The organism is Streptomyces sp. NPDC087300 (genome assembly GCF_044744425.1).
GTDB lineage: Bacteria > Actinomycetota > Actinomycetes > Streptomycetales > Streptomycetaceae > Streptomyces.
This window is the reverse complement of the sequence record NZ_JBIUYI010000024.1, coordinates 1-21,356: the sequence shown is the minus strand read 5'-3', so window position 1 is coordinate 21,356 and position 21,356 is coordinate 1. Positions and strand designations below refer to the sequence as shown.

The following is a 21,356-nucleotide window of genomic DNA, read 5'->3' as shown; positions in this document are numbered from 1 at the left end:
CGTCATTCCCCCTTGCTCACTCATTCGATGTGTCGGCGCGGGCGGCGAGCAGGGCCTGTGCCCCGGAGCGCACCCGCACCGGCCCGGCCGGAGCGCGCACCGGCGCGGGAGCCGCCGGAGGGCGGGCGTTGGGACCGAGTGCGCCAACCGCCTCAACAGAGCGCCGGGACAGCTGCGGGCGGTGATCCGCGGCTGCGGCCTGCTGCCCGGCGGCCGGGGTCGGGGAGGGCCGCAGGGCGAGGGTGCACCGGCTCCGCACCGGCGTGGGACGGGCGAAGGCCTTGAGCGGACGCCCGCCCAACCGCCCCTGAGCGGGACCGGCCAGCACGCCCAGCACGCTGCCGGCCACCGCCAGCGGATTACGCCCGTCGACACTGACCCGGCGCACCGCGAACGACAGCGCGAACGGCACCCCGACCGCGATCACGATGTTCAGCACCCATCCGAAGTGCGCCCACACCGGCTGGAACAGGATGAGCACCACGAACGAGCCGACCAGCACGACCAACTGCGGAATCGTGTACGGGCCGCCCCACAGCCGCCCACCGCCCGGGAAGCGGCCGATGACCAGCGGGTGGCGGCGCGCCTTGGTGTAGCAGCGCCCGACCAGGACGTCCCTCTCCGGCTGGTCGCTCACGCTGGACGACGCCCGGGTCGCGCCGCTCACACGTGGTCCCGCCCGTCAGACAGCACCAGAACCTGCGCGGCCGCCTGGCCATCCAGATCCTCGCCCGTTTTGTCCCGCAGAGCGTCCATGTTGGCCACGCCCCACCAGATCGCCCCGGCCATCACCGTCGCGACCAGCGTCTTGACCGCGGACTTGGTGTTTCCCCACACCCACAGGGCGAAGATGACGCCTGCGAGCGGCGTCGCCACGTTGATCAGGAGGTCCTTGACGTCCGTGCCGATCCCCTTGGCATCGCCGAGGATCCCCGCGGCCGTCACGAGCGTGGTCATGCTGTCCATCACTGGTTTCCCTTCACGGTGGCGCCGGCGGCCGAAGCCGCGGTGAGCGCGGAGATCTCCCAGCGCCCATCGCGCGCCGTCAGCGCGAGCGCGTAGGTCAACGGCCGGGTCTGCCCGGCCCGGTCGGTGGCGTTCACATCGACGCGCAGCTCGCGTCGCACGCCCTCGTCGGCGGCCAGCCCCGTGCGGAAGTCACTGCCGCGCTCGGCGAGCTGGTCGACCTCGAGCTCCGTGTAGGGGGCGGGGGAGACGGCGTTGAGCGCGGTGCCCGGCGACAGATAGCGGTCCAGCTCGCCCGCACCGGTCAGATAGGAGGCCAAGAACTCGCCCACCGCGGCGGTAGCCGGGTCCTTCTTGTCCGCGGGCACCGCGGCCCCGTAGCCGAGCTCCACTTCCTCGCCCGGCCCGGGGGCGGCGACCTCGGCGGGCAGCGCGGCCGCGACATACCCGCCGCCCGCACTGGAGGCGATGACCGAAACTTGGAAGTACCGCAGCACTCCGCCGGGCGGCTCCTGATCCTCCGCGGGCGGCGGCGTCTTCTTCTTGGCAACACCGCTCAGATGGGCGGCGACCGTCACCGACCAGGCTCGGGGCGAGGTCTTCTGCACGCGCACCGCGGCCAGTTGCCCGGCCCGCTGCATGCCCGCCTTCGCGTCCAGCGCCACACCCCGCGCGCCCGGAAAGAATGGTGCCAAAGCCGCTTCGCCGCCCTGGCCGGCCTGGGCGTATGCCGCGACGTACATCTCAGCGAACCCGGCTGGCCCCACCCCGTCCGCCACCACCGCCGAGGCACCCGATGGCTTGGCGGGCGCACCCACCGCTGCCGGTGTCTGCACCAGCGCGTACAAGCCGACCGCCGGACCCGCGATCAGCAACGCCCAAGCCGTCCACCGCACCAGAGCCGACAGGTTCGCGGCCGCCCCACTGGACACTGTGACCCACCCCGTCGCGTGACCCCCGCCATCAAACTCGGCCTCATCCGCCTCCTCCTCCGAGGGCGGCGCGGCGGGCGGCTTGCGCCAGGCAGCCCTCATGACCGCGCCCCCGCATCGCCGTCATCGGCCGCGTCCCACGGCCACGAGGACCCCGACGCGCCCCCGCGCAGCTCACCGGCCGGCCGCACGCGCGACTGGAGCTCGGAGATCCGGGCCCGCAACACGCCCTCCGGCAGCGCCCGCAGCCGATCAGCCAACTCCTGGCCCTCGTCCGCGTCCTCATCCATATACGCGCGCAGAGCGTCCACAGTCCGCGCGGCAAAGGGCTCCTTCACCAGCGCCGTGGCCACCAGCATCGCCCGCCGCTTGATCTCCACCAACCGCTCTTCGTCCGCCTGCAGTTCCACGCTGTCCGGCTCCTCACTCATCGCGTGACTCCTTGCTCCCAGCCGCCCGCCGGTAGCCCGTCCGCACATCAGCGGAAGGGGACGCGGCCCGGCCCGGATGTGACAGACCGGGCCGAAGATTTCTCCGGCCGCGCCTCATGCGGCGGCCGCCCACAGCGGCACCGCCGTACGCAGCCGCGCCACCGCCCGCCGACGCTTCTGCCGGATCGCCGCCTCGCTCACCCCCGCCGCGCGAGCCGCCGACACATCCGTGACCGCACCGGCCTCCCGGTAGTGATCCGCGATCGCCGCCGCCGCGTCCTGGGTGAGAACCTTCTGCGCCAGCGCCCACACCAGCAGCTCGACCAACTCGCCCCGCGCCCCCGCCAGGACCTCCACCGGCTCCCCGGCCCGGTGCAGCCCGGCGGCCTGCGCGGCATCGGCCAGCAGCACCACCTCCGCCCACGCCAGCGGATCGGCCACCACGTCCTGGACGAGCTCTCCTTCGCCGGGCAGCTCCTCGCCGCCTGGCGCGAACTCCCTTCCCAGCTCCCGCGAGACGACATGCCACAACTCCAGGCGCAGGTTCCGCGCCACCTGCCGACGCCGCCGCCCGATCGGGAAACAGCGCACCACCTGATACAGCGCGGCGATCACCAGCTGCGCCACCTCAGCGAACTCCTCGCCCGCCCGTAGACAGCGGCGCGTCATCCGCACCGCACCGGGCAGCATCGCCTGGACCACCACCCGGGCCGCCAGCTGTGCCTGCTCGCCCTCGCCCACCGCCCGCTCCAAAAGGACGGTCAGCCAGGTGTCACTGAAGCGCCGCCCCTCAGCCCGCGAGCGCCGCTGCAGGTGCTCGTGCAGGTCGTCCAGGTGGTGCGGGGCCCGCTCATCGACCACTGCGGCCTGGAGCATCCAGGCGCGCACCTGGGCGGCCGGGACGGGACGGTCGCACAGCCAACGCCACTCGGCGTTGAGGCGATCGACCACATGGGTGTCGACGTACGCGGTGTTCACGGCAGGCTCCTCTCGGATCAACTTCCGTGAACCATCCCGGGCTCCCCTTACCCAACCGCTTCCCCAGACAGGGCAAGAACGCAGGTCAACGCCGGGTAGCCGCGAATTTACCGACGCGGAGCACCACGGGTAACCGGAGCCGGACGCAATGCCAGCTCTCTGCCGATAAGCAACGGACCAACGGCCCGTGGCCCGTGCCATTCGGCGCCGACGACGGCCCGTGGGCGCATACTGCAAACCCATCACCACAGGCCCACCTGGGCCGCACGATGGTTCGCGCCGACGCTCATGTCATGCCAGGGCACGGCATGCCTCACGATCTGGCCGGTGCGGTATCCAAGGCACGTCCGTACCCAGGGCCCGGGCCAGCACGCGGCGTCCAGCGTGGACAAGCCGCGGCACGCCCCGGACTACACGCCTGCTGCTTGCTGCCTGTTGCCGTCGGGCTCCGGCTGCTCGCCTGGCGGAGTGTCTTCGCCGAGAGAACCGCGGTCACCAATGCGAACGCCAAGCACCGCTACACCGGCTGGTGACCCCGGGAAGGGGAGAGCACCATCTGGTAACCCGGTTACGAAGGCTGAGTAGGAGGAAGCCCAAGTACCCGAGCGCTCCATCGACTTCGATAAGTCCCGGGCGCAGGGCGTCAAAGGGCGCGTCGCGATCGCTCACCAGCTCGACAACCTCGCCGGCGGAATCGTCACCCCCCGCCCCCACCAGTGCGCCGATGTTGTTCCACATGAAGCCGTCCTTCCAGTCCGGCTTGCTGGCTGCCCAGCCGAGCATGGCGGTCTGCACCTTCTCCTGGGAGATGGTCCGAGTCTGATGGTGCTCGGCCGCCACACCGTCCCGGAATTCGAGTTGGTACGTGTTGTCCTCGCGCCGCACACCTGGACATACCAGTTGCCCTCCATACCCTCCTCCACGCGCTCCAGGACCATATGCGCGTTCCCCCTACTGCAGGTTGGCCAGCATCTTGCCTATTGCCGGCTTCGTGGGCTTCTTCACCACGCGCCCCGCCTCATCAGTTGCAATCAGCATGGCTTGATCCTCCAATACCGCTCTGACACCGACTCGACGAGCAGCCAGAGGGCTCCGCCATCATGGGCTGGTGACGACATGGATGCGCTGCTATTGGCACGAGGAAGACGTCTGGTTCTACTTCGAGGTCGACACCGAAGGCTGGGTGACTCGGCAGGTCGAGCTCGAAGGACCAGCGCTGACTCCGGTCGCAGCCGCCTCCCTCACGGAATGGCAGCGGGCCTACGAGGCAGGTCGCCTCGATGAGTACGACAGCAGGCTCGGGATCACAGCAGAACTGCCCGTCTCGGAGTGGGAGGGGCACGATCCGGAGCAGCTGACCTCCGAGGAGTTCGAGGAGGTCTGGGACTCCGCCCGTCGGCAGATCACTGCCGGGCCATCATGACCTCCGAAGCGGGCGTGCGGAAATGCCGCTCCTCGTGAGACGGGAGCGTCTGGCCAATGTCTGAGACAGCCCGAGAACCTGCTGTTCAACACGCTGCGTTATGCCACGGGCCGCGAGGCCCTACAGCACGCCAACAGGCATCCGGAGCAGCCGCTGCTCCGGTCGTGTGTGCCTCCGGCGTCGGCCACCGCCAAACCGGCCACGCAGAGATACGGCCCTCGTTCTGGACAGGCCAGTCGGCGTCAAGCGAACGCGGCGGCAGGCAACGACGCCTCGGTCTCCTGCCAGGACAGACAGATCCCTAGCTTGTCTTCCAAAAAACGGAGGAATGCAACATCAGGCATCTCCTCGTCATGGTGCATGAAGCCGAGCACCTCCTCGGCCGAGGGCCCGTTCGTAAGGTGCGGCAGCCCAGGCTCGAACGAGGTCACCGCGCTGCCGTGGAGGGCATAGTCGACGCGGCTGAAGCCCTTCGCGTTGCGATGCACGCAAAATGCCTGCCCCCGCTCGGACAGGGCCGGGAGGTGGCTCCCCGCACGGCAGCTGAACTCCTCTAGCGCATACGCCCATTCCGCGACCGCACCCGCTCTGACGATGGTGTCCGGCGGGGCCGGCAGAAAGCCCCCGCTGGTCAGTTGGGCGACCGCCGTCTCGTCTTCCCAGTCCAGGAAGTCCAGATCACTGATGTGGTCTTCCGCGTCCCTGAGGAGCAGCTGATACGCAGCGGAGCGGGAAAGCGGCACGATGAAACGTTCCTCGGCACCCATACTGCGGAGCAGTTCGTGAGGCGAGAGCCCGTGGCTGAGGGTGAGCGTGAAGCTGCTGTTGTAGGCGTCCGCTATCCAGCGCAGCCCGTTATCTGTGGACCTCTGGCTCATCAGGCCGCCCTCCTGCACGGTGATCCCGTCGCGATGACGGGCCTGGGTGAGGAACCATAGTGATGAGGGCTGACACCGCCGACAGACGCCTCGCAACTCGGTCAAGTACGAGAAGGTGGACGGGACGGGATGGAGTCGTGGGTGCGATCTCCGTCCCGACACCGGCGACGCCGGAGCGGCCGCCTTCCTGCACGGCCCCGAGGGCCTGTTCGCCGCCGACATCCCCACCCAGACGACAGGCGAATACCACGATGACCAGGGTCACGGTGACGCCGAGGAGGCCGCCCGATGAGCGTGATGGACACCGCTCTGCGCGAATCGCTCAAGACCCTGCGGCTCTCGGGGAGATGCTCGAAACCCTCGATGCCCGCCTCTCCCAGGCCCACGGCGGCGAGCTCAGCCATCTCGATTTCCTTCAGGTCCTCTGCCAGGACGAGATCATCCGCCGCGAGACCGTCGCCTTCGAACGGCGGCTGCAAAGCCAAGTTCGAGTAGCAGGCCACCCTTGAAGGCCTCGACTTCACGCCTCCCCGAAACTACCCGCCGCCCAGATCCGCGATCTGGCCGCCCTGAGCTGGCTCCACTCCGGCGAGTCCGTCATCTTGTTCGGGCCCGTCGGCGTCGGCAAGACGCACGTCGCCCAGGCCCTCGGGCACCTCGCCATCGGCCAGGGCGCCCACGTCCGCTTCGCCAAGACCAGCCGCATCCTCGCCGAACTCGCCGGCGGCCACGCGGACCGCACCTGGGACAGGCGGATGCGTGAGATCATCCGGCCCGACCTGCTCATCCTCGATGACTTCGCCATGCGTCAACTGACCGCCCAGCAGGCCGATGACCTCTACGAGCTCGTCTCGGAGAGGCAGGGCCGGTTGGTGATCATCACGAGCAACAGGGCGCCCAGCGACTGGTATCCCCTCTTCCCCAACCCCGTCGTCGCCGAGTCGCTCCTGGACCGGCTGATCAACGCGAGCCATCAGGTGATCATGAACGGGCCTAGCTACCGCCCCAACAAGCGGCCCAAGAACCCCACCGACAAGCCGCCTGCCAAATAGGCCACGGCTCTCTCACCCGGCCCCATGAGAGAGTCCTCCCCATGATCGAGACCTGGGTCTTCAACGACGGCGCCGTGCCGGCAACCGCCGCCGTGGCGCCGCAAATGCTGCGCGACCGGATCACAGCCGGCCAACTCGAGACCTGGTTCACGAGCTCCCGCGGCCGCTCGCTGGCCGTCCTCAGCAACACGGACCGCGCGATGGTGCTGTTGCTCGACAGCGAAGACGATCCTGGCCAGCACGCCATTAGCCCGGCAGCCGACGGATCAAGCATGGGCTTCGTGCTGGTCAACGGGCAGCACGACGAATATCCCGACGAGGACACCGTCCCCCTCACCGAGGCTCTGCGCATCATCAGCCACATTCTCGACACGGGGCTCCCACCTGTTGGCGCAGCCTGGTCGATCGACCGCTGACAGCTGAGCACCTGGGGAATTGGCTGGTCACACCCCCTGGGGAATTACGCCGTTGTCGACAAAGGCCCACTCAGTTGCGAAGTGGCGGACATATGGGCGCCTAGCAGGTGAGCGGCCACACTTGCAGAAGCCACTCTTCAACACCTTCGTAGTACATCTCCTGCCCGATGAGCGCCTTCGCCTCGGCGCGCCCTCGGCAGTACGCGCGCAGACGGTAGGCCCCGGGCAGACCAATCGATATGGGATCACAGGCGGGGCCGCTGTCCCATTCGCGGAGAAGCAATGTTCCAGTGTCACTGAGGAATTCGGCTTCGCCCGCTACCTCCCAGAGACCGTCGGCTTGCCGTGGCGGCTCTGTCGGCCAGGCCTCAAGCCGGACGAAGGGGTGGAAGTCGTTGCCCGCTGTGTGGAACAGCACCCCATGCCCTGCCGCTGTGGCGATGCGGGAATGCTGGGGCCAGTTGTTGGGAACGTCGAGTGTGCCGTCCAGGTCGACGAGCTTGAACTGGTGGTACTCAATGCGCGGTGTCGCGCCGTTGACAGTGGCCCTCGGGCCGAGGGTAGTCATGTGGCGACCCTTCCAGCGTCGCTGCAGGACTGGGCTGATGCTTCGGTGGCTGGCGGGGCCAGCTACCGCTGGGGCACGATCCGAAGAACGGGTCGCTATCGTTGATCCGTTGCCGATCGTAGGGCTGTCCCAGCTTGGCTTCTCCACGCCTGTTGTCCGCCGGGTCGAAGGTTCGGGCAGAGTTCCCGCGTTGGGCGGGCCGCTATTTGAGTAGGCGAATGGAACGGGGTACGGGGCGCACTTGAGCCCCCTGGAGGCGTAGTCGGCGTCGAAGTGCTTTTTTCTGGTGGCTACGACTTGCCCCGGAGTCGCAGCCACATCGCCTGGGCGGCCACGATCACGCTCATGACCCGCCAGCTGATCGGATCGCTCAAGGACCCTGGACGAGTACAACCTCTCCGCGGCGTCACGAGCGAGGTGTGGCCCCGTTTTGCGGTGGTGCGCATGTGCCCTCACCGAGCATGAAGACCGATGGGCCCTGGGGTTGCGGGGCTTGGACGCCACCGAGATCACCGTCGACTGTCAGCTATCGCTGCTGTTCGAATCGGGCGCGTGGGTCGTTCTGGAAGGCCCGTGTCAGCTGTCGCATGGATCCGGACGGTCACCGACCTGACCAGCGATGACGAGGGCACGGCAACGGCGACTGCGGACCTGCTGCGGAAGCCGGCGGCGGCTGCGAAGGTCCCGGCACAGGATCGGATGACGGTGGTCCAAGAGCTCACCCGGGATGACGAGGCCGCTCTGGAGGCGGCAACCGATCTGCTGAAGCGGCCCGCGGGCGCCCGGCGGGCGATGCGGGACGAACACCGTACGGATGGTCGTCACCATGTCCAGTTCGACAACTCCGAGGAGACTCGTGATCGGATCCGTGAGCGGACTCCGGCGATCCGCAAGATCGAGCACACCATCGAGTATCTGGGCCCGGTCGGCTTCCTGCCACAGCTACGTGGCAACGCTGGGCTGTCTCGTTCCTCGCCTGTGCGGCCAGGAGTTCACCGAGGATGAGTTGGAGACCCTCCGACGGTAGATCGGGCATGTTCGGGCCGCGGCGGACTGGCTCGAAGGGGCGCTCGACAACGGCGAGTTCGCTCAGGATGAGCAGTTGGCCCGGCTGGTCAAGGGCGAGCAGGCCGTGGCGTGCGGCCGCCCTCCGCAGCCGCTCTCGGAGTACTACGGCAACCTGGTCCGTGTTTCGCTGAGGGAAGCCAGCCCCACCGGATTGCCGACCAGCCAGACCACTACCCGCACTTGGACGCCGCCGAGCGCGATCTCGCGCAGGAGTTGAGCCCCGAGAACGGGCTCCGTGCGGCCTGCTTGGCGTCCGCGCGCGTGCACGGCTACTGCTGATCCACCACACGCCCCGGGGCGGCCCCCGGCCTGTCAGCTGACGGCCGCCCCGGATCCCCACACGAGACAGGAACACAACATGACAGAGCAGTGCCAGGGCGACCCGGTGAGCGACGTGGGCGATGAGGCTGAACCGGCAGCGGATGAACGGTAGTTCGAGACGGTCTACGACCCAGGGCACGGCGGTCACTAACCACCCGAAAGGTGAGCGGCTACGGGCCCCGTGCAATGGGTTACAGATGACAAACATATGAACTGCTGCAATATGTGAACCTCTATTGCTGCTTGTCCGATTAGTTCTGCTACTTTCAAGCAGTCGGCCTCGACAGGCAGGCGAGTACGTCTCGCCCCTTGAAGGGGAGCACGCCAGCCCACGTCTGGCCATCAAGCACGAGGTCTACCGAAGCATGCGCAAGACCCCGCTCAACCGCGTCATATTTGGGCGCACATCCGCGTTACTCGCAATGATCACCGCAGGCGCCATCTTCGCGACGTCAGCGGCCGCACATGCGTCCGACATCCAGGCGCCCAGGCTGCCGAACGAAACATCAGCCGCCTCGACGATCGAAGGTGTGCGGCACGAAAGCGGCAACGCCCTCTCGGACGCCGAGATAGAGGAGCTCCTGGGGCTCCTCGCGGCGATACCCGACGAGGTCCTCGAACAGGGGGAGGATGCCACTCTCGCCTACCTGAACACCACCCACTCAGGTCTCACCGGCCCAAACAGGCTGAAGCTGCCGAGCCTTGAATGCGTCAGTCTCGTGGGGGCAGCAGTCGCAGGAGCACTGATCCCTGCCAGCAAGGTCGTCAAGCTTGCCATGATCGCCAAGCGTTACAGCGTCAAGCGAGTGGCCAGCGCGGTCCTCGGGATCCGCAAGGGCCTGGGGAAGAAGTACCCCAACGACTTGAAGGACGCGGCGCTCATCCTCCTTGGCGTGGACAAGATCAAAACAGCCTGTTCATAGAAGGTATTCAATGCTGGCCGTGCAAATTGTCTTGATCGTCGAGCTCGCCCTCGTCATCTCGGGGGTCGCATGGATGCTGATCGGTATCCGCAGCGGTGTCCGCATTGCAGGAGCGCGCAGAGTCCGGCATCAACTGCTGGAACCGACGACCAGGTTGCTCGCCGTCGCCACCCTTAGCCTGGGGGTCGGCTGGGTCATCAGCCGACAAGGCGTGTCGAGCCTCGCCTCACTGGGAATCCTCGGAGTCCTCCTGCCAGCCACGGCAGGTATGGCTCTGGCACTCCTGCTTCGCCAAGAGGAACTGCCCACACGCGGCATTCGAGCCTGGCTCGTCCTTGCGGTACCAATCATCGGCGGTGGAACCGCTGGTCTATGGCCGGGCATGTTCTAGGCACCGCCCAACAAGAGCGGCCGCGACTCTGGGGCGATGCCCCCTGAGCCCGGCAGACAGTGCCGCCCCGCCGCGCACCCCGTCGCGGCGGGGCTTGGCATTCCCCCCACCAGCGCACCGCGCCGCTACGATCCGGGCTCACCACACGCCTGGGGGCACCGTGCGCCGTACCACCATCGCCCTGCTCACCACCTCCCTGCTCCTCGCCGCAGGCACGGTCGGCTGCTCGAAGTCCGACGACGAGGAAGCCAAGGACTGCGTCGTCTAGCGCTGCTGTCGTCGTGGTGAGGCCCCGCTCCTCGGTGAGGGCGGGGCCTTCGTCATGCGGTGGGTTCGTCGTCCGGGCGCTCTGTGACCGGGCCGTAGAAGCCCTGCCGGTGCCTCGGGGAAGCCCGGCAAGAAGGGTGACATCGGCAAGCCAGGCAGCGACGGCGCGGCTGGTGTGGGTGAGGCGGGTGCCGATGGCCAGACGGGATCGCCGGGTGCGGACGGCGCGGCGGGGGCTACGGGGCCGCAGGGCGAGCCGGGGCCCGCGGGCCCGCAGGGTGAGCCCGGCCCGGCGGGCGCGGACGGGAAGAACCGGCAGACCTGCCCGGACGGGTACAGCCTCCAGGCACCGCCGTCCGACCTCGACGCGCTCGCGTGCCGTCGTGATGGGGCGTTTGATCCGGAGCCCGCCCCCACGCGCCGCAGGCTGCGGGGCTCGATCCCACACGGCGCCAGTACGCGTGACGACGCCCCCTCTCGCCTTCGGGCGGGAGAGGGCCTTTCTGCGTGTCTCAGGCTTTCGGCAGGGCGGCCAGCGCCCGGTGCCAGGGGAAGACTTCAGGATTCCCGCGCTTCGGGGGGTGCGGCTCGTATCCGTCGGCGCCGTCCAAGTACTGCACGCCCTGCTCGCGCAGGGCCGCGATGCTTCTCTTCACCGCAGGCTGTGCTCCCTGGGCGTGGTTGAAATACGGCATCGCCACCACGGGAACTCCCATGTTCACACACTCTGAGACGAGCCCGATCGCCAGGGTGTCCGCGATTCCAGCGCCCCACTTGTTCAGGCTTGTGCTGGAGATTGGTGCCACGAGCATCGCGCTGGCCTTAGGCAGGGCATCGGCTTCACCAGGGAGTTTGTACTCCGAGCGCACAGTGTGCCCGGTCAGCTCCTCCAGGTCGGCGAGGCGTTTCTCCCACCAGCGGGCAGCGGACGCAAACAGGTCCAAACTTGAGTCCACTTCCCGATCGGCCTGAGATCTTGGGTGTCGGTCGAGAGGGGCCGCAGGTTATGGAGTGGAAGACCCAAGGTGAGCGTCAGGTCTACACCAACAAATGGGTGAATCTGTGTCTGGTCGATGTTCAACAGCCGGACGGGCGCAGGTGGGAGTACCACGTCGTACGCCTTCGGCACCTGGCTGTTGCGGCCGTGGTGAACGATCGGAAAGAGGTTCTGATGATGTGGCGGCATCGCTTCATCACGAGCTCGTGGTCCTGGGAACTGCCCATGGGCCTGGTGGAAGAGGGCGAAACTCCGGAAGAGGCGGCGGCGCGCGAGGTCCTGGAAGAGACGGGCTACCAGCCTGGCCCCGTCAAGTCGCTCAACTATGCGGAGCCTGCCAACGGAATCACCGACTCACAGCACCACGGCTTCCGCATCGACGGGGCCACCTACGCAGGGCCGCCGACTGAGAAGAACGAGTCCGACCGCATCGAATGGATTCCCCTCCCCGAGGTACGAGGGATGATCGACCGCAAGGAGATCGTGAGCAGTGGATCGCTCGTCGTCCTCCTGTACTTGCTCATGGACGAATCGATCCGCTGACCGGTGGGAGAAGCGCCCGTGGCCGTGCATAGAAGGCCAGGGCTGCAGGCTGTCGTCTGTGCTGGGCCAACCGGTCGTAGAACTCCCTGAGTTGTCCCGTTACGCGCTCGGACGCCAGGTGCGGCAGTGCCCGAACCTAACCGCCCTCAAGAACCCGCCATCGAGAACCCGCTACATCAGACCGGCCGAGACCCGCCGAGAGCATGTGACAGATTCTCAGAACCGAGAATTTGTACGTCAGCAGCCTGCAACATGCACCAAGAGAACACGTGCACCGTGGTCTCCTCTGGGTAGAACGAGGCGGGTGACATCGCCGCGAGCAGGCGAAGCGTGGCGCTGTACTACTGGCGTCGCGGCGAACGAATCAGGAGGCGGCCTCATGACGGCAGGCGGCGAGCGCATCATCCGCACGAACCCGCAGCGGCTCAGCCGCGCTGTGTGGGAATCCGGGCGGTCTATCCAGGCCTCCGATACTGGCGGACGAACCCTTGAGGTCACAGGAGTTCGCGTCGACGAAATCGCCGCACCCGATCACATCGCCCAAGCTCTCGGCCTCGGCGAGGGAGGGCTCGTCGTGAGGCGTAGCCGTACCTACGAGACCGGCGGCCGGCCAGTTCAGATGGCCACCTCATACCTGTTGCTCGACCTCGTGCACGGAACCCCCATCACCCAGGCCGACGCCGGTCCAGGCGGCACCTACGCACGACTCGCCGAGATCGGACACGCACCTGCCCGCTTCACCGAAGATGTGATCGCCCGGTCGGCCACCATCACGGAATCCGACCAGCTCGGGCTGCGGACCTGCCAGACACTCATCCAAGTCACGCGTACCGCCCGCGACGCCACAGGGCGAGCCATCGAGGTCAATGAGATGGTGCTGCACCCCCAGCGCTACCAACTCCGCTACGAGTTCAATGCCTAAAGCGTGTTGTACAAGGCCGTGTTCGATCAGGGCAGAGCCCGTGACCACGGTTCCCTGGTCATGATGCGCGAGCGAGGTTGTGCAGGTGGGCGACGGCCTGGACGGCGTGGTGGAGGCCGTCGCCATGCTGTCGGCAGCCGCGCAGGATCCTGTGGTTCTTCGCCTGTCCGATCACATGCTCGACCCGGGCCCGCACCCGGCGCCGCGCCGCGTTGTGCGCTCCCTCGCCCCGCGTCGCGATGATCTCGGTATGTGGTGGCGGTGCGGACAGCGGTGCGCCAGGTCGAGGGGCGGGACCCCTGCCGGGCGCCGCGCCGCGCGCCCGGGGCGTGCCGGCTGGATCAGCTCGTCCAGGTCTTGATCTGAGAGGCGACCTCCCGCACCGGGAGTCCGTCCCGTGCCGCACGGGCCAAGGGGAGAACGCTGTCCAGCCCGGGGCTCACCGGCAGGCCGCACGCCGACAGGTAGGCCGCGGTAACCGTGGCAGCGAACAAGAGGTTGCGGGCCTCCAGGCTGGGGTTTCGAGCCAGCTCGCAGAGCAGCGCGGCAGCCTTGTGATGGGGCTCGGGATAGACCTCCCGGTCCAGGACCTCCGCCCGGTGGCGAGCCTCCGCGGCGACGGGCACGCCGTAGTCGACAACCTGCGGATCTCCCGGGATCTGCTGTGCCACTGCCAAGATCCAGGCGAGGTCGATGCGGAGATTCACGCGGCGTCCCTCGGCGCGCTCTCTGCCGGCCCTTCCAGAGGGCCGGGGTACCGGTCCTCTCCGACCTCTGCCTCGAACGCGTCCGCGTACTCGGCCAGGAACGTCGCGGCACCGGCCATGAAAGCGGCACGCGACTGGTTCACGTCGGCCTCGATCAAGTCGGCCACGTACCCTTGCAGGCTCAGACCGCGGCGCTTGGCCCGCTCCTCGGCGGCCGCCTTGACGGCATCGTCCAGTCGGATATTTGTCTGCTTTCCCATACGCATCACCATAGCTAGGTATTGGTATCGGCTGCTAGCTGGCAGCTGGATGAGCGCGCCGATAGCTCGCCTTCCCGCGTGTGATCTGCAGAAGCGCCGGCCTGAGACCACACCGACGTCGGGCGCATCAGGGCCGACGAGGCCACCCGCCCGACACGATCTCGGACGGCGCAGGGCACAGAAGGACGAACTCGAACTCCGCCTCCTGTGGCAGGACCTACCTCTGCGCGCGCCCACGGTCACGGCACCTGACGGCACCCTTGTCCGTCCCAGGCCTCTGGGGCCAGCCTGCTGACGGAAGCCTTGGCCAGCCTGGTGGATGGGGGTACCGGGATCTCATCCGGGCCCGATCGCGTGGTCAGCCTGCTTGAAGCTCCGCGATGACCTGCTCTGCCATGCGGCGCGCGGGCCCCAGCCGGGGATCCTGCGGGTGCGCGTCCGGCCCGAGGATCTTCGAGCAGGCGAAGAGTGTCATCAGCTTGCCGTCCCGGCTCTCGAAGTCGTGGCGTCGTTCGTGCCGTACGCGATCGGCCAGGGCGGGGACGGCCAGGGAGCTGCCCCACAGCGAGGCGGAATCCAGGCCGCGTGGCGCGTTGCCCCAGTCCTCCCAGTCGAAGAGGGAGAACGTCGGCGCGGTCATGTTGGCCCAGTTCAGGTCCGCATGGGCGGGCGCCCACCGCTCGACGGTCGTGCCGAAGCCGTCGGTGGGGGAGACGCTGCGGATGGCTTCGGTGACGAGAGCCTGCGTGATGGTGGTGGTGTCGGGTGTGGCGATGCGCCGCGTGTCCTGGGCGGCAAGCGCGTCCAGGGAGGCGTTGAACGCCTGCCACCACGTGTCCTGCAGCTCGGGGTCCTCGCTGAGGATCGCGTTGCCGACGGGCGCGCTCGGCAGGAGCTCGGTCTCATCCGCCCGCCACATCACGGGTTCGTCCGCATCCGGCCAGACCACGCACCCTCGCCAGAGGGGCTGCGCGATGCCTTCGAGACGCGCGGCGCACTCGGTGCCGTTCCAGCCCTGCACGCCGATCTTGTCGAGCCCGCGCCGCTCGATACGGATCCACGTCCGCCGGTCCGTCCGCGCCCCGACCGAGCGGCGTTTGCGTACCACCGTGTCCCGATCCAGCTCGACTTGAAGGGATCGCTCTACGTGATCGAGGACGCTGTCGACCGGTTCAACTCGCAAGTCGACGGCGCGCGCCGAGGATGCCGAGAGCGTCATGCGGGCGAACGTAGCACCGGAACCCATACCGAACTCGGCCCGCTGAGTCGGGCCGGGGCGCCGAGGCTTCCGCCATCAGGTTCTCGCCGGTGCAGGGGCACGGTCCGCCGACACCCGGGCGAAGTCCGAGCCGGGCTCGGCACGCGCTGGCCGCTGTGCGCGAACGCAAGCATTGCGCGCCATGATCGCCGGGCACATATCTGGCGGGTCGGTCATCAGCAGTGGGGGAGACACCCGTTCTTGACGTCGTTCGTTTTTGTTTCACCGCCGCTACGAGCGCAAGGCCGCCGAGCACTTCCTCGCCTTCGTCGGCATCGCCGCAGCGCTCATCTGCCATCGCCGCCTGGCACATCACCAGGCTGGTCAGCCACGAACCGCTGCGAGCAGGGCAAGACCGAGAAAGACCGTGGCACCGGCCGCCAGCAGGTCAGCACCCAGCGACCAGGTAAAGCGCCGCTGAAGACCGGCGGACACCTCAGCCCGCCCGCTCGTGGACGCGGCCCGCGCATGACACCGCATGGCATGAGCACAGACATCAGAGAAGTCATACAGCAGGTCCCAGAAGGACTGGTCAAACCACAGAAAGTCGACCTTCTCACCGGTGCGGGTCTCCAGGACAAGGCCACCCCGCCACGAGTTGCGGTGCAACTCCTTCACGTCAGAGCAAGGCACCACCACATGCCGCCACACGCCATGACGCACAATCTCTCCTGGCCGGAGCACCACCCTGATCAGCGAGCCACGCCACAGAAACGACGCCCAAGCCAACACGAAGGCGCACACCAAGGAGCGCTCCACTTCGCCGACTGATGGATGCACCACCGACGGATCCACCGCCAGCACCAGAACGGCGCAGGCCGCGACGCAGGACAGACCCCTGAGAAGCCCTACACGCAGCCAGCGGGCCAGCTTGATCTGGCCTCGCCGGTTCGGCCGGTAACCCCGCACCCGCTGAACAACCCGGGTCCCGGGCCCGTACCAGTCATCCAGCCCCGACTGCCACAACCCCTTCGCCATGATCGTGACCCTACCGCCACCAAAAGAAGCGACATCTTAGACCGTGTCCTACGTGGTGAGGCGGACGTTGACTCGGCATGGGGCGGGGAACGTGGAGTTGGATCGTGCCGGACGGCTTGTGGGAGATCGCGAGGCCGCTGATCCCAGAGCAACGAGCACGGCCACAGGGCGGCGGAACATCGAACGCGCCTGATGAGACGCTGTTCGCGGCCATCATCTACGTCCTGGTCAGCGGCTGCGGATGGCGCCAACTTCCGCCGTGCTTCGGCATATCGAAGTCGACGGCTCACCGCCGGTTCCTGATCTGGTCGAGGGCTGGTGTCTGGGGCCGCCTGCACGAGGCCGTGCTGCACCGGCTCGACCACGCCGGCCTCATCGACGTCACGCGCGTCGTGCTCGACACTGCGCACGTTAGGGCTAAAAAGGGGGCGAACACACAGGCCCGAGTCCCGTGGACCGAGGCAAGCCGGGTTCCAAGATGCACGTCCTGTCGGACGCGAACGGACTGCCCCTTCTCGTCGGTGTCTCGGCCGGCAACACCCACGACAGTGAAGGGCTGAAGCCCATGATCGAGGGTCACCAAACGAGACACGACCCCTACCGCGGCCGGTACTTCAAGCCTCAGCGCCTGCACGCGGACAAAGCCTACGATCGGGCCGACCTGCGCAGATGGCTTCGGTGGAAGCGGATCGGAGTGCGCATCGTCCGCAAAGGGATCGAGTCCAGCGAACGATTAGGGCGACGCCGCTGGGTGATCGAGCGGACCATGTCCCGGCTGTCCGGCTACCGCCGACTCAGCCCCCGCTATGAACGCAATCCCCGCAACTACCTGGCCTTTCTTGGCCTCGCCGCCGCCCTGTGCTGCTACAAACGGCTCGTCCGCCTCACCACGTAGGACACGGTCTTAGTCCGACAGGCAAGAGCGAAATCGGCGGAGCAGTTCAAGCGCGGCAGGGCTCTCCGCGTCGAAGGTCTGGCCTCGTTGTTCGGCAGGAAGTTCCGGCCCCCAGATGCGGGCACCGTGACAGCGGAAGCAGAAGGCGATCTCGAAGAGCTGATCGGTGGTGCTGTGCGCTCGGATACCCCAGCCCGGGAGGAAGCAGCGGTACAGCTCACTTCCTGGTAGGTCGACGATCAAGGACAGGGCCTGCTTGGCTTGGTCGCCTTCCCAGATGGCGGCAGTGTCGCCGGCCAAGTTCTCCGAATTGAGGTGCCTGGCAGGGTCGGTGATGCGGATGACCTCGATGAGTTCGGTCTTCCTATGGGTGGGCGGCAGCAGCATGCTACCCAGCCTTCCGGATTGCGACCTCGCGGACCAGCGGCGGCCGGAGTGTCAACTTTTGGAGCCTCGGCTGGGGCCGACGGCGGTAGCAGATGAGGGCTGCAGCGATACCAGCCAAGGCAATGAGGTGCTCGGGCGTTCATTGCGCCGGTGCAAGCGGCGGACTCCGCCCGGCTGGCTCACAGTCCGCTCGACAGTCCATCGGTGCCGTCTCAGTTGGGCCGAGGACTCGATGCCCTTGCGGGCGGTGCACGGGAGGATGCGGCGAGTGCGGAGCCATTGCCGCAGGAGGTCGTAGTCGTAGCCCTTATCCGCGTGAAGCTTTGCGGGCATACGTCGCCGGGGACCGCGGCAGGACCGGATCGGTGGTACCTCGAGCACAAGGGGCTCAAGTCCCAGGCTGTTGTGGGTGTTTGCCGCAGGGATCCCGATCGTGAGCGGCAGATCGGTCCGTTCTGTAGCCAAGTGGACCCGCATCGGGTTCCGGAGCGACGTCATGTCAAAAGCCCCACGGGTGGGGATGCGGTGTGAGCTCCGGGTCCTCGGACCAGACCAGGCGGGCCTCGATGTCGCCGGCGCAGTCACCTAGAAGGTCCCTCAGCCGCTCCACCGCCCAGCCGTTCCAGAAGACGGCAGTCGGGTATTGAGGAATCCGGAAGGCGGGAAGGCCGCTCGGCAGGGCGTCCCGCAGGAAGACGGCCTGCTTGATCTCCCCTGTCGTCTTCTTCGGCTTCGAGGATCTCCGCAGGTCCAAGCAGTCGACGACGCTCTTCACGAGATAGAGCACGTAGGCGCCCGGGGCCGACGCCGCGGGGTCCTCGCTGGTGATGCGGACCGGCAACAGGCAGCCCGCTGAGGCCAGTTCCGCCTTCCACCGCTCGGCGACACCCTCGTTGAGCGCCGGAGCCCCCCGGAGTACCCGACGGGAATTCGGAGGCCCGCGCATGCGGGTCCCCGATCCACTCACCGCTGATGGATGTCGGCTTGTCCGCGGGGACGGAGCCGTTGATCTGCCAGCGGATCAGCGTGACGTGCGAGCGGTCGTACTGAAGCTTGCGAGGGCCGCTAATGCTGGGCATCAGCCGGTACACCGAGAGAGCCTCGTGGGAGTTCTCAGACATTACGCCGTCCCATACGCGTCGGGTCCTGGATGGCCGGTCGAGAGTTCCTGTGAGACCTGCCTTCCGCGGCTCGCGCCTGAGTTCCGTACGGATGGCGCGGTTGCCGAATCCACGGGCGAGACGGTTCGCCTCGATCCCGCGCAGATGATTGTTGACGCGGTCGATGAAGGGCCCGGAGCGGGTGTAATTGTGTGGGCTCGGATGCCCGAGGCCGATTCCGTTGGCTGCGTCATTTGGTATCGACTCCGTATCTGTCCAGCAGGGTCCTGCTCCGGGCGCCGGGTGCCCAGGCACTGGTCGAGCCACCGGACGGAACGAGGTGCGCCGCCGCCTCGCCACGCGTCGGTGGGCGCCCTTCCAATCGCATGTTTCTGCGGAGCCTTCGCGCATCCTGCCGACAGGCCAGAAGGCCCAAATAGTCTATCCGCCCCAGGGGATTGAGCACATACGCACGGGGGTTGGGTCCCGCGCTCATTCCGAGGGGGTCGGGGCTGAGGCAGAGCGCCGTCGTCGGGTCGTAGTACCGGAAGTAGTTGTAATGAAACTGGGTTTCGGGGGCGAAATACTGTCCGGGGAATCGGAGCGGCGTATACGCGCTGTCCGTTTCCCCGGGCCATGCCGTGACGCCCCACAGAGTGGCATCGCCACGCCAGGTCGCCGACCGAGTCATCGACCGCCTCGGTCCGCAGCTTGCTCTGCCGCCGCGCCAGCGGTTGGCGAAAGACACGTGCTCCTCGGCGACGACACCTTGGTACCCACTCGCGACCGCAGCATCGCCGGGGGCAGCCGAAGAACTACCGCTACTCCACCAACCACCAGATTGTCATCGACGCCGACACCTGTGTGGTGATTGTGACCGGGCGCTCGCTGGTCGACCGCGGCTACGACCACGACAAGTACCAGCACCTGCCCGTGCAGCGCGGAATCCGGCCCGTGATCGCGAAACAAGGCGAGCCGCACGACACCGGCCTGGGCATTTTCCGCAAAATCGTCGAGCGCGCCATCGCCTGGCTGCACGCCATTCGCCGCCTGCGCATCCGCCGGCAACGACGCGACGACACCCACGAAGCCCTCCTCCGGCCCGCCGTCTGCCCGACCACTCACCGACACATCCAACGCCCTTGTTACGGAAAGTAAGCCCGCATTTGGTCCTGCCGGTGCATCAGAACAATTTGTCCCATAGGCCGTTTGGAGTTGTCAGTGCCGAGGCGAGCTAGCCGAGCGAGGCTCGGTGGATTTCGTTGTTACGTTGCCAGAGGGCGGTGCCGGTGGTTTCCCGTAGGGCGGTGATGTTGGCGCGGAGGATGGTACCGAGTTCATCGCTCTCGATATCTGGCCACGTCTGTTGGAGTGTGTCGGCGGCGAGGTAGGCGGTGTCGAGTTGTTGATCGGGGGTGAGGGCTTCGTAGGTGGCGCGTTGGATGAGTTGGTGGACGCGGATTTCGCGATGGGTGGCGTCGGGGTTGTGGGTGATGAGGTTGAATCCGTGCAGTACCCGTAGCCCTCTCCGAACCTGGTCAGGGGTGTCGACGGCCAGGCGCGCCAGGACAGACGGGCTGGTGAGGACGCTATAGGGGATGCCGTTGGGGTCCAGGACCGACAGCAGTTCCAGGAGCGGGCGCGCCATCCCGGCGGGGTCGGCGGTGTTGGCGCGGTCGATGGACAGCGCCCAAGTGCTGGCGACGATCTGTTCGTGGTCGTCGGGAAGGCTGCCAGGCTGCACGCCCTCGAGCGTCTGCCCGGCTCACGCAGCCACTGACAGCGAGCACTCGCATCTGTCGCTGGGGGAGGGGTAGCTGAGAGGGGGCAGGCTGAATATGACATCAAGCCGCTCCCGCAGCAGTTTCGGTACATCGCCGACTCCCACCGGTCGACGCCGTCGCAGTTGACCGAGTTCGGACGGCTTGTCGCCTTCTGGCCGCGTCAGTGAAATCTCCCGCGATCCAGTTCTCTTCCGGGCTGGGCAGTGCAGGTAGCCAGCCCGCCGCTCCTGCTGCCGTCACCCTGGTCATTGCCGCTTCCTCGCCGGGAAGCAACTCCTCCGTTGGGTCGGGGAGCGGGCGAACACGTAGGCGGTCACGCAGAGAGCAGTAATGAGCTGCGGGCATGGCCACTTTGGCGGTGCCGGTGTGGGTTCCGCCGTACATACCGGCGTAGATACCGGCGTAGATACCGGTGCAGGTACCGGCCTGAGTACCAACTGATTCGGGTGAACGGCATAATCTGTGCAGGTCGTACCGTGTTTGACATTCTTTCCGGTTGCTGACACCTCTTCTCCGCAGAGGGACAGGGCTCTTCTGTCCGACGGGTGGGTCCGCGGGATCTGCCACGAGAGCCGAAAGCGCAGGGCAAGACCTCGTAGGTCACGCCATATCGGCAACTTGCTTATTGATATGCCGATCCCGCGCTCGAGTCGGCACGCACCAAAAGAGCCGGCACCGTCACTGCGGTCACCGGTTCCTGGCAGTCCCGCGCTGCAACGCGAGACCGTTTGCCGCTGTTGGCCTTGGTTGGAGTCCGCAGTAACCCGGGCAGGGGCCAGCCCTCGGCGGTGCAAGCCCCATGTCGGAATCGTTGCAACTAGAGGTTGTCCCGTATGGGGCGTGAGTTATCGGGTGAGGGCCAGGTTGTGTAGCCGGGCGATGCCGAGCATGGCCTGGTGAACGCCGTTGCC

General features: G+C 67.3%; 29 protein-coding genes and 4 pseudogenes. 14 read left to right on the top strand and 19 right to left on the bottom strand.

The window, feature by feature from the left end:
* Window positions 1-16: 16 nt before the first annotated feature.
* The 6 genes from ACIO9J_RS43400 to ACIO9J_RS43375 all read right to left on the bottom strand — a co-directional run bounded on the left by ACIO9J_RS43400 (window position 17) and on the right by ACIO9J_RS43375 (window position 4,192).
* Complete coding sequence (locus ACIO9J_RS43400) at window positions 17-667, bottom strand: hypothetical protein (protein ID WP_402011457.1); 651 nt, start codon at window positions 665-667, stop codon at window positions 17-19.
* On the bottom strand, window positions 664-966 hold the full coding sequence (locus ACIO9J_RS43395; protein ID WP_402011454.1) for a hypothetical protein: 303 nt from the start codon (window positions 964-966) through the stop codon (window positions 664-666). Before ACIO9J_RS43395 ends, ACIO9J_RS43400 begins: the two co-directional genes overlap by 4 nt.
* Window positions 966-1,709, bottom strand: a complete 744-nt coding sequence (locus ACIO9J_RS43390) for a conjugal transfer protein (RefSeq protein ID WP_402011512.1) — start codon at window positions 1,707-1,709, stop codon at window positions 966-968. Before ACIO9J_RS43390 ends, ACIO9J_RS43395 begins: the two co-directional genes overlap by 1 nt.
* A gap of 287 nt (window positions 1,710-1,996) precedes the next feature.
* Window positions 1,997-2,329, bottom strand: a complete 333-nt coding sequence (locus tag ACIO9J_RS43385) for a hypothetical protein (protein WP_402011451.1) — start codon at window positions 2,327-2,329, stop codon at window positions 1,997-1,999.
* 114 nt (window positions 2,330-2,443) lie between these two features.
* Window positions 2,444-3,307 carry a hypothetical protein gene (locus ACIO9J_RS43380; protein WP_402011449.1) on the bottom strand — a complete coding sequence of 288 codons (864 nt, stop codon included), beginning with the start codon at window positions 3,305-3,307 and terminating at the stop codon, window positions 2,444-2,446.
* A gap of 492 nt (window positions 3,308-3,799) precedes the next feature.
* A complete protein-coding gene (locus ACIO9J_RS43375) occupies window positions 3,800-4,192 on the bottom strand; it encodes a hypothetical protein (RefSeq protein WP_402011447.1) in 393 nt (130 codons plus the stop codon).
* A 235-nt stretch (window positions 4,193-4,427) separates the two neighbouring features.
* Here ACIO9J_RS43375 and ACIO9J_RS43370 point away from each other — a divergent pair, with 235 nt between their 5' ends.
* Window positions 4,428-4,730 (top strand): hypothetical protein, encoded by a 303-nt coding sequence (locus ACIO9J_RS43370; RefSeq protein ID WP_402011509.1) that lies wholly within the window; start codon window positions 4,428-4,430, stop codon window positions 4,728-4,730.
* Between the two features lie 242 nt (window positions 4,731-4,972).
* Here ACIO9J_RS43370 and ACIO9J_RS43365 read toward each other — a convergent pair whose 3' ends face one another.
* Window positions 4,973-5,608 (bottom strand): DUF6461 domain-containing protein, encoded by a 636-nt coding sequence (locus ACIO9J_RS43365; protein WP_402011444.1) that lies wholly within the window; start codon window positions 5,606-5,608, stop codon window positions 4,973-4,975.
* A gap of 115 nt (window positions 5,609-5,723) precedes the next feature.
* On the opposite strand from ACIO9J_RS43365, the gene ACIO9J_RS43360 reads away from it, so the two are divergent.
* The 4 genes from ACIO9J_RS43360 to ACIO9J_RS43345 are packed head-to-tail and all read left to right on the top strand — an operon-like array spanning window position 5,724 to window position 7,076.
* Window positions 5,724-5,900 carry a hypothetical protein gene (locus ACIO9J_RS43360; RefSeq protein WP_402011442.1) on the top strand — a complete coding sequence of 59 codons (177 nt, stop codon included), beginning with the start codon at window positions 5,724-5,726 and terminating at the stop codon, window positions 5,898-5,900.
* A 55-nt stretch (window positions 5,901-5,955) separates the two neighbouring features.
* Window positions 5,956-6,117, top strand: a complete 162-nt coding sequence (locus ACIO9J_RS43355; RefSeq protein WP_402011439.1) for a hypothetical protein — start codon at window positions 5,956-5,958, stop codon at window positions 6,115-6,117.
* A gap of 42 nt (window positions 6,118-6,159) precedes the next feature.
* Entirely contained in the window at window positions 6,160-6,660 is a 501-nt protein-coding gene (locus ACIO9J_RS43350; protein ID WP_402011506.1) for an ATP-binding protein, read from the top strand.
* A gap of 41 nt (window positions 6,661-6,701) precedes the next feature.
* Window positions 6,702-7,076, top strand: a complete 375-nt coding sequence (locus ACIO9J_RS43345) for a hypothetical protein (RefSeq protein ID WP_402011436.1) — start codon at window positions 6,702-6,704, stop codon at window positions 7,074-7,076.
* A 100-nt stretch (window positions 7,077-7,176) separates the two neighbouring features.
* Here ACIO9J_RS43345 and ACIO9J_RS43340 read toward each other — a convergent pair whose 3' ends face one another.
* Window positions 7,177-7,644, bottom strand: a complete 468-nt coding sequence (locus ACIO9J_RS43340) for a hypothetical protein (protein WP_402011434.1) — start codon at window positions 7,642-7,644, stop codon at window positions 7,177-7,179.
* 471 nt (window positions 7,645-8,115) lie between these two features.
* On the opposite strand from ACIO9J_RS43340, the gene ACIO9J_RS43335 reads away from it, so the two are divergent.
* The 4 genes from ACIO9J_RS43335 (at window position 8,116) to ACIO9J_RS43320 (ending at window position 10,347) form a co-directional block, all read left to right on the top strand.
* Window positions 8,116-8,649, top strand: coding sequence for a DUF6192 family protein (locus ACIO9J_RS43335; protein ID WP_402011432.1), 534 nt, complete (start codon window positions 8,116-8,118; stop codon window positions 8,647-8,649).
* 22 nt (window positions 8,650-8,671) lie between these two features.
* Complete coding sequence (locus ACIO9J_RS43330) at window positions 8,672-8,929, top strand: DUF6192 family protein (RefSeq protein ID WP_402011503.1); 258 nt, start codon at window positions 8,672-8,674, stop codon at window positions 8,927-8,929.
* A 469-nt stretch (window positions 8,930-9,398) separates the two neighbouring features.
* On the top strand, window positions 9,399-9,956 hold the full coding sequence (locus tag ACIO9J_RS43325; protein WP_402011429.1) for a hypothetical protein: 558 nt from the start codon (window positions 9,399-9,401) through the stop codon (window positions 9,954-9,956).
* A 10-nt stretch (window positions 9,957-9,966) separates the two neighbouring features.
* Complete coding sequence (locus tag ACIO9J_RS43320) at window positions 9,967-10,347, top strand: hypothetical protein (protein ID WP_402011426.1); 381 nt, start codon at window positions 9,967-9,969, stop codon at window positions 10,345-10,347.
* A 779-nt stretch (window positions 10,348-11,126) separates the two neighbouring features.
* Here ACIO9J_RS43320 and ACIO9J_RS43315 read toward each other — a convergent pair.
* The gene (locus tag ACIO9J_RS43315) at window positions 11,127-11,558 is read right to left on the bottom strand and encodes a flavoprotein (protein WP_402011424.1); all 432 of its coding nucleotides are present in this window, start codon (window positions 11,556-11,558) and stop codon (window positions 11,127-11,129) included.
* A 62-nt stretch (window positions 11,559-11,620) separates the two neighbouring features.
* Between ACIO9J_RS43315 and ACIO9J_RS43310 the strand changes: the two genes are divergently transcribed.
* Together ACIO9J_RS43310 and ACIO9J_RS43305 are read left to right on the top strand one after the other, a co-directional pair.
* On the top strand, window positions 11,621-12,154 hold the full coding sequence (locus tag ACIO9J_RS43310; RefSeq protein ID WP_402011421.1) for an NUDIX hydrolase: 534 nt from the start codon (window positions 11,621-11,623) through the stop codon (window positions 12,152-12,154).
* A gap of 379 nt (window positions 12,155-12,533) precedes the next feature.
* On the top strand, window positions 12,534-13,076 hold the full coding sequence (locus ACIO9J_RS43305) for a GntR family transcriptional regulator (protein ID WP_402011418.1): 543 nt from the start codon (window positions 12,534-12,536) through the stop codon (window positions 13,074-13,076).
* A 58-nt stretch (window positions 13,077-13,134) separates the two neighbouring features.
* Here ACIO9J_RS43305 and ACIO9J_RS43300 read toward each other — a convergent pair.
* The 4 genes and pseudogenes from ACIO9J_RS43300 to ACIO9J_RS43285 form a co-directional block, all read right to left on the bottom strand.
* Window positions 13,135-13,305: pseudogene (locus ACIO9J_RS43300) on the bottom strand (IS5/IS1182 family transposase); the annotation flags it as partial.
* 112 nt (window positions 13,306-13,417) lie between these two features.
* Window positions 13,418-13,783, bottom strand: coding sequence for a hypothetical protein (locus ACIO9J_RS43295; protein ID WP_402011416.1), 366 nt, complete (start codon window positions 13,781-13,783; stop codon window positions 13,418-13,420).
* Window positions 13,780-14,043: a hypothetical protein gene (locus tag ACIO9J_RS43290; RefSeq protein WP_402011413.1), complete on the bottom strand. Its 264-nt coding sequence runs from the start codon at window positions 14,041-14,043 to the stop codon at window positions 13,780-13,782. The genes ACIO9J_RS43295 and ACIO9J_RS43290 overlap by 4 nt, the downstream gene beginning before the upstream one ends.
* A gap of 358 nt (window positions 14,044-14,401) precedes the next feature.
* The gene (locus tag ACIO9J_RS43285) at window positions 14,402-15,262 is read right to left on the bottom strand and encodes a hypothetical protein (protein ID WP_402011410.1); all 861 of its coding nucleotides are present in this window, start codon (window positions 15,260-15,262) and stop codon (window positions 14,402-14,404) included.
* Between the two features lie 262 nt (window positions 15,263-15,524).
* Between ACIO9J_RS43285 and ACIO9J_RS43280 the strand changes: the two are divergent.
* Window positions 15,525-15,608: pseudogene (locus ACIO9J_RS43280) on the top strand (IS5/IS1182 family transposase); the annotation flags it as partial.
* Window positions 15,609-15,625: 17 nt separating this feature from the next.
* On the opposite strand, the gene ACIO9J_RS43275 reads toward ACIO9J_RS43280, so the two are convergent.
* Window positions 15,626-16,279 carry a hypothetical protein gene (locus ACIO9J_RS43275; protein ID WP_402011407.1) on the bottom strand — a complete coding sequence of 218 codons (654 nt, stop codon included), beginning with the start codon at window positions 16,277-16,279 and terminating at the stop codon, window positions 15,626-15,628.
* 77 nt (window positions 16,280-16,356) lie between these two features.
* Between ACIO9J_RS43275 and ACIO9J_RS43270 the strand changes: the two genes are divergently transcribed.
* Window positions 16,357-17,174, top strand: a protein-coding gene (locus ACIO9J_RS43270) for an IS5 family transposase (RefSeq protein WP_402011404.1) whose coding sequence is annotated in 2 segments (ribosomal slippage) — window positions 16,357-16,699 and window positions 16,699-17,174 — 819 coding nt in all. Because the reading frame shifts where the segments join, the coding sequence is not laid out codon by codon here.
* Between the two features lie 9 nt (window positions 17,175-17,183).
* Here the strand turns inward: ACIO9J_RS43270 and ACIO9J_RS43265 are convergent.
* From ACIO9J_RS43265 to ACIO9J_RS43250, 4 genes and pseudogenes are all read right to left on the bottom strand, one after another.
* Window positions 17,184-17,561 (bottom strand): hypothetical protein, encoded by a 378-nt coding sequence (locus tag ACIO9J_RS43265; protein ID WP_402011402.1) that lies wholly within the window; start codon window positions 17,559-17,561, stop codon window positions 17,184-17,186.
* A gap of 70 nt (window positions 17,562-17,631) precedes the next feature.
* Window positions 17,632-18,035, bottom strand: a pseudogene (locus ACIO9J_RS43260) (transposase); the annotation flags it as partial.
* 25 nt (window positions 18,036-18,060) lie between these two features.
* A complete protein-coding gene (locus tag ACIO9J_RS43255) occupies window positions 18,061-18,507 on the bottom strand; it encodes a hypothetical protein (protein ID WP_402011399.1) in 447 nt (148 codons plus the stop codon).
* 404 nt (window positions 18,508-18,911) lie between these two features.
* Window positions 18,912-19,352, bottom strand: a complete 441-nt coding sequence (locus ACIO9J_RS43250; protein ID WP_402011397.1) for an RHS repeat-associated core domain-containing protein — start codon at window positions 19,350-19,352, stop codon at window positions 18,912-18,914.
* Between ACIO9J_RS43250 and ACIO9J_RS43245 the strand changes: the two are divergent.
* A pseudogene (locus ACIO9J_RS43245) lies at window positions 19,330-19,570 on the top strand (IS5/IS1182 family transposase); the annotation flags it as partial. The gene ACIO9J_RS43250 and the pseudogene ACIO9J_RS43245 sit on opposite strands and share 23 nt — an antisense overlap.
* Window positions 19,571-19,895: 325 nt before the next feature.
* On the opposite strand, the gene ACIO9J_RS43240 reads toward ACIO9J_RS43245, so the two are convergent.
* Entirely contained in the window at window positions 19,896-20,405 is a 510-nt protein-coding gene (locus ACIO9J_RS43240) for a hypothetical protein (protein WP_402011394.1), read from the bottom strand.
* Window positions 20,406-21,356: the final 951 nt, after the last annotated feature.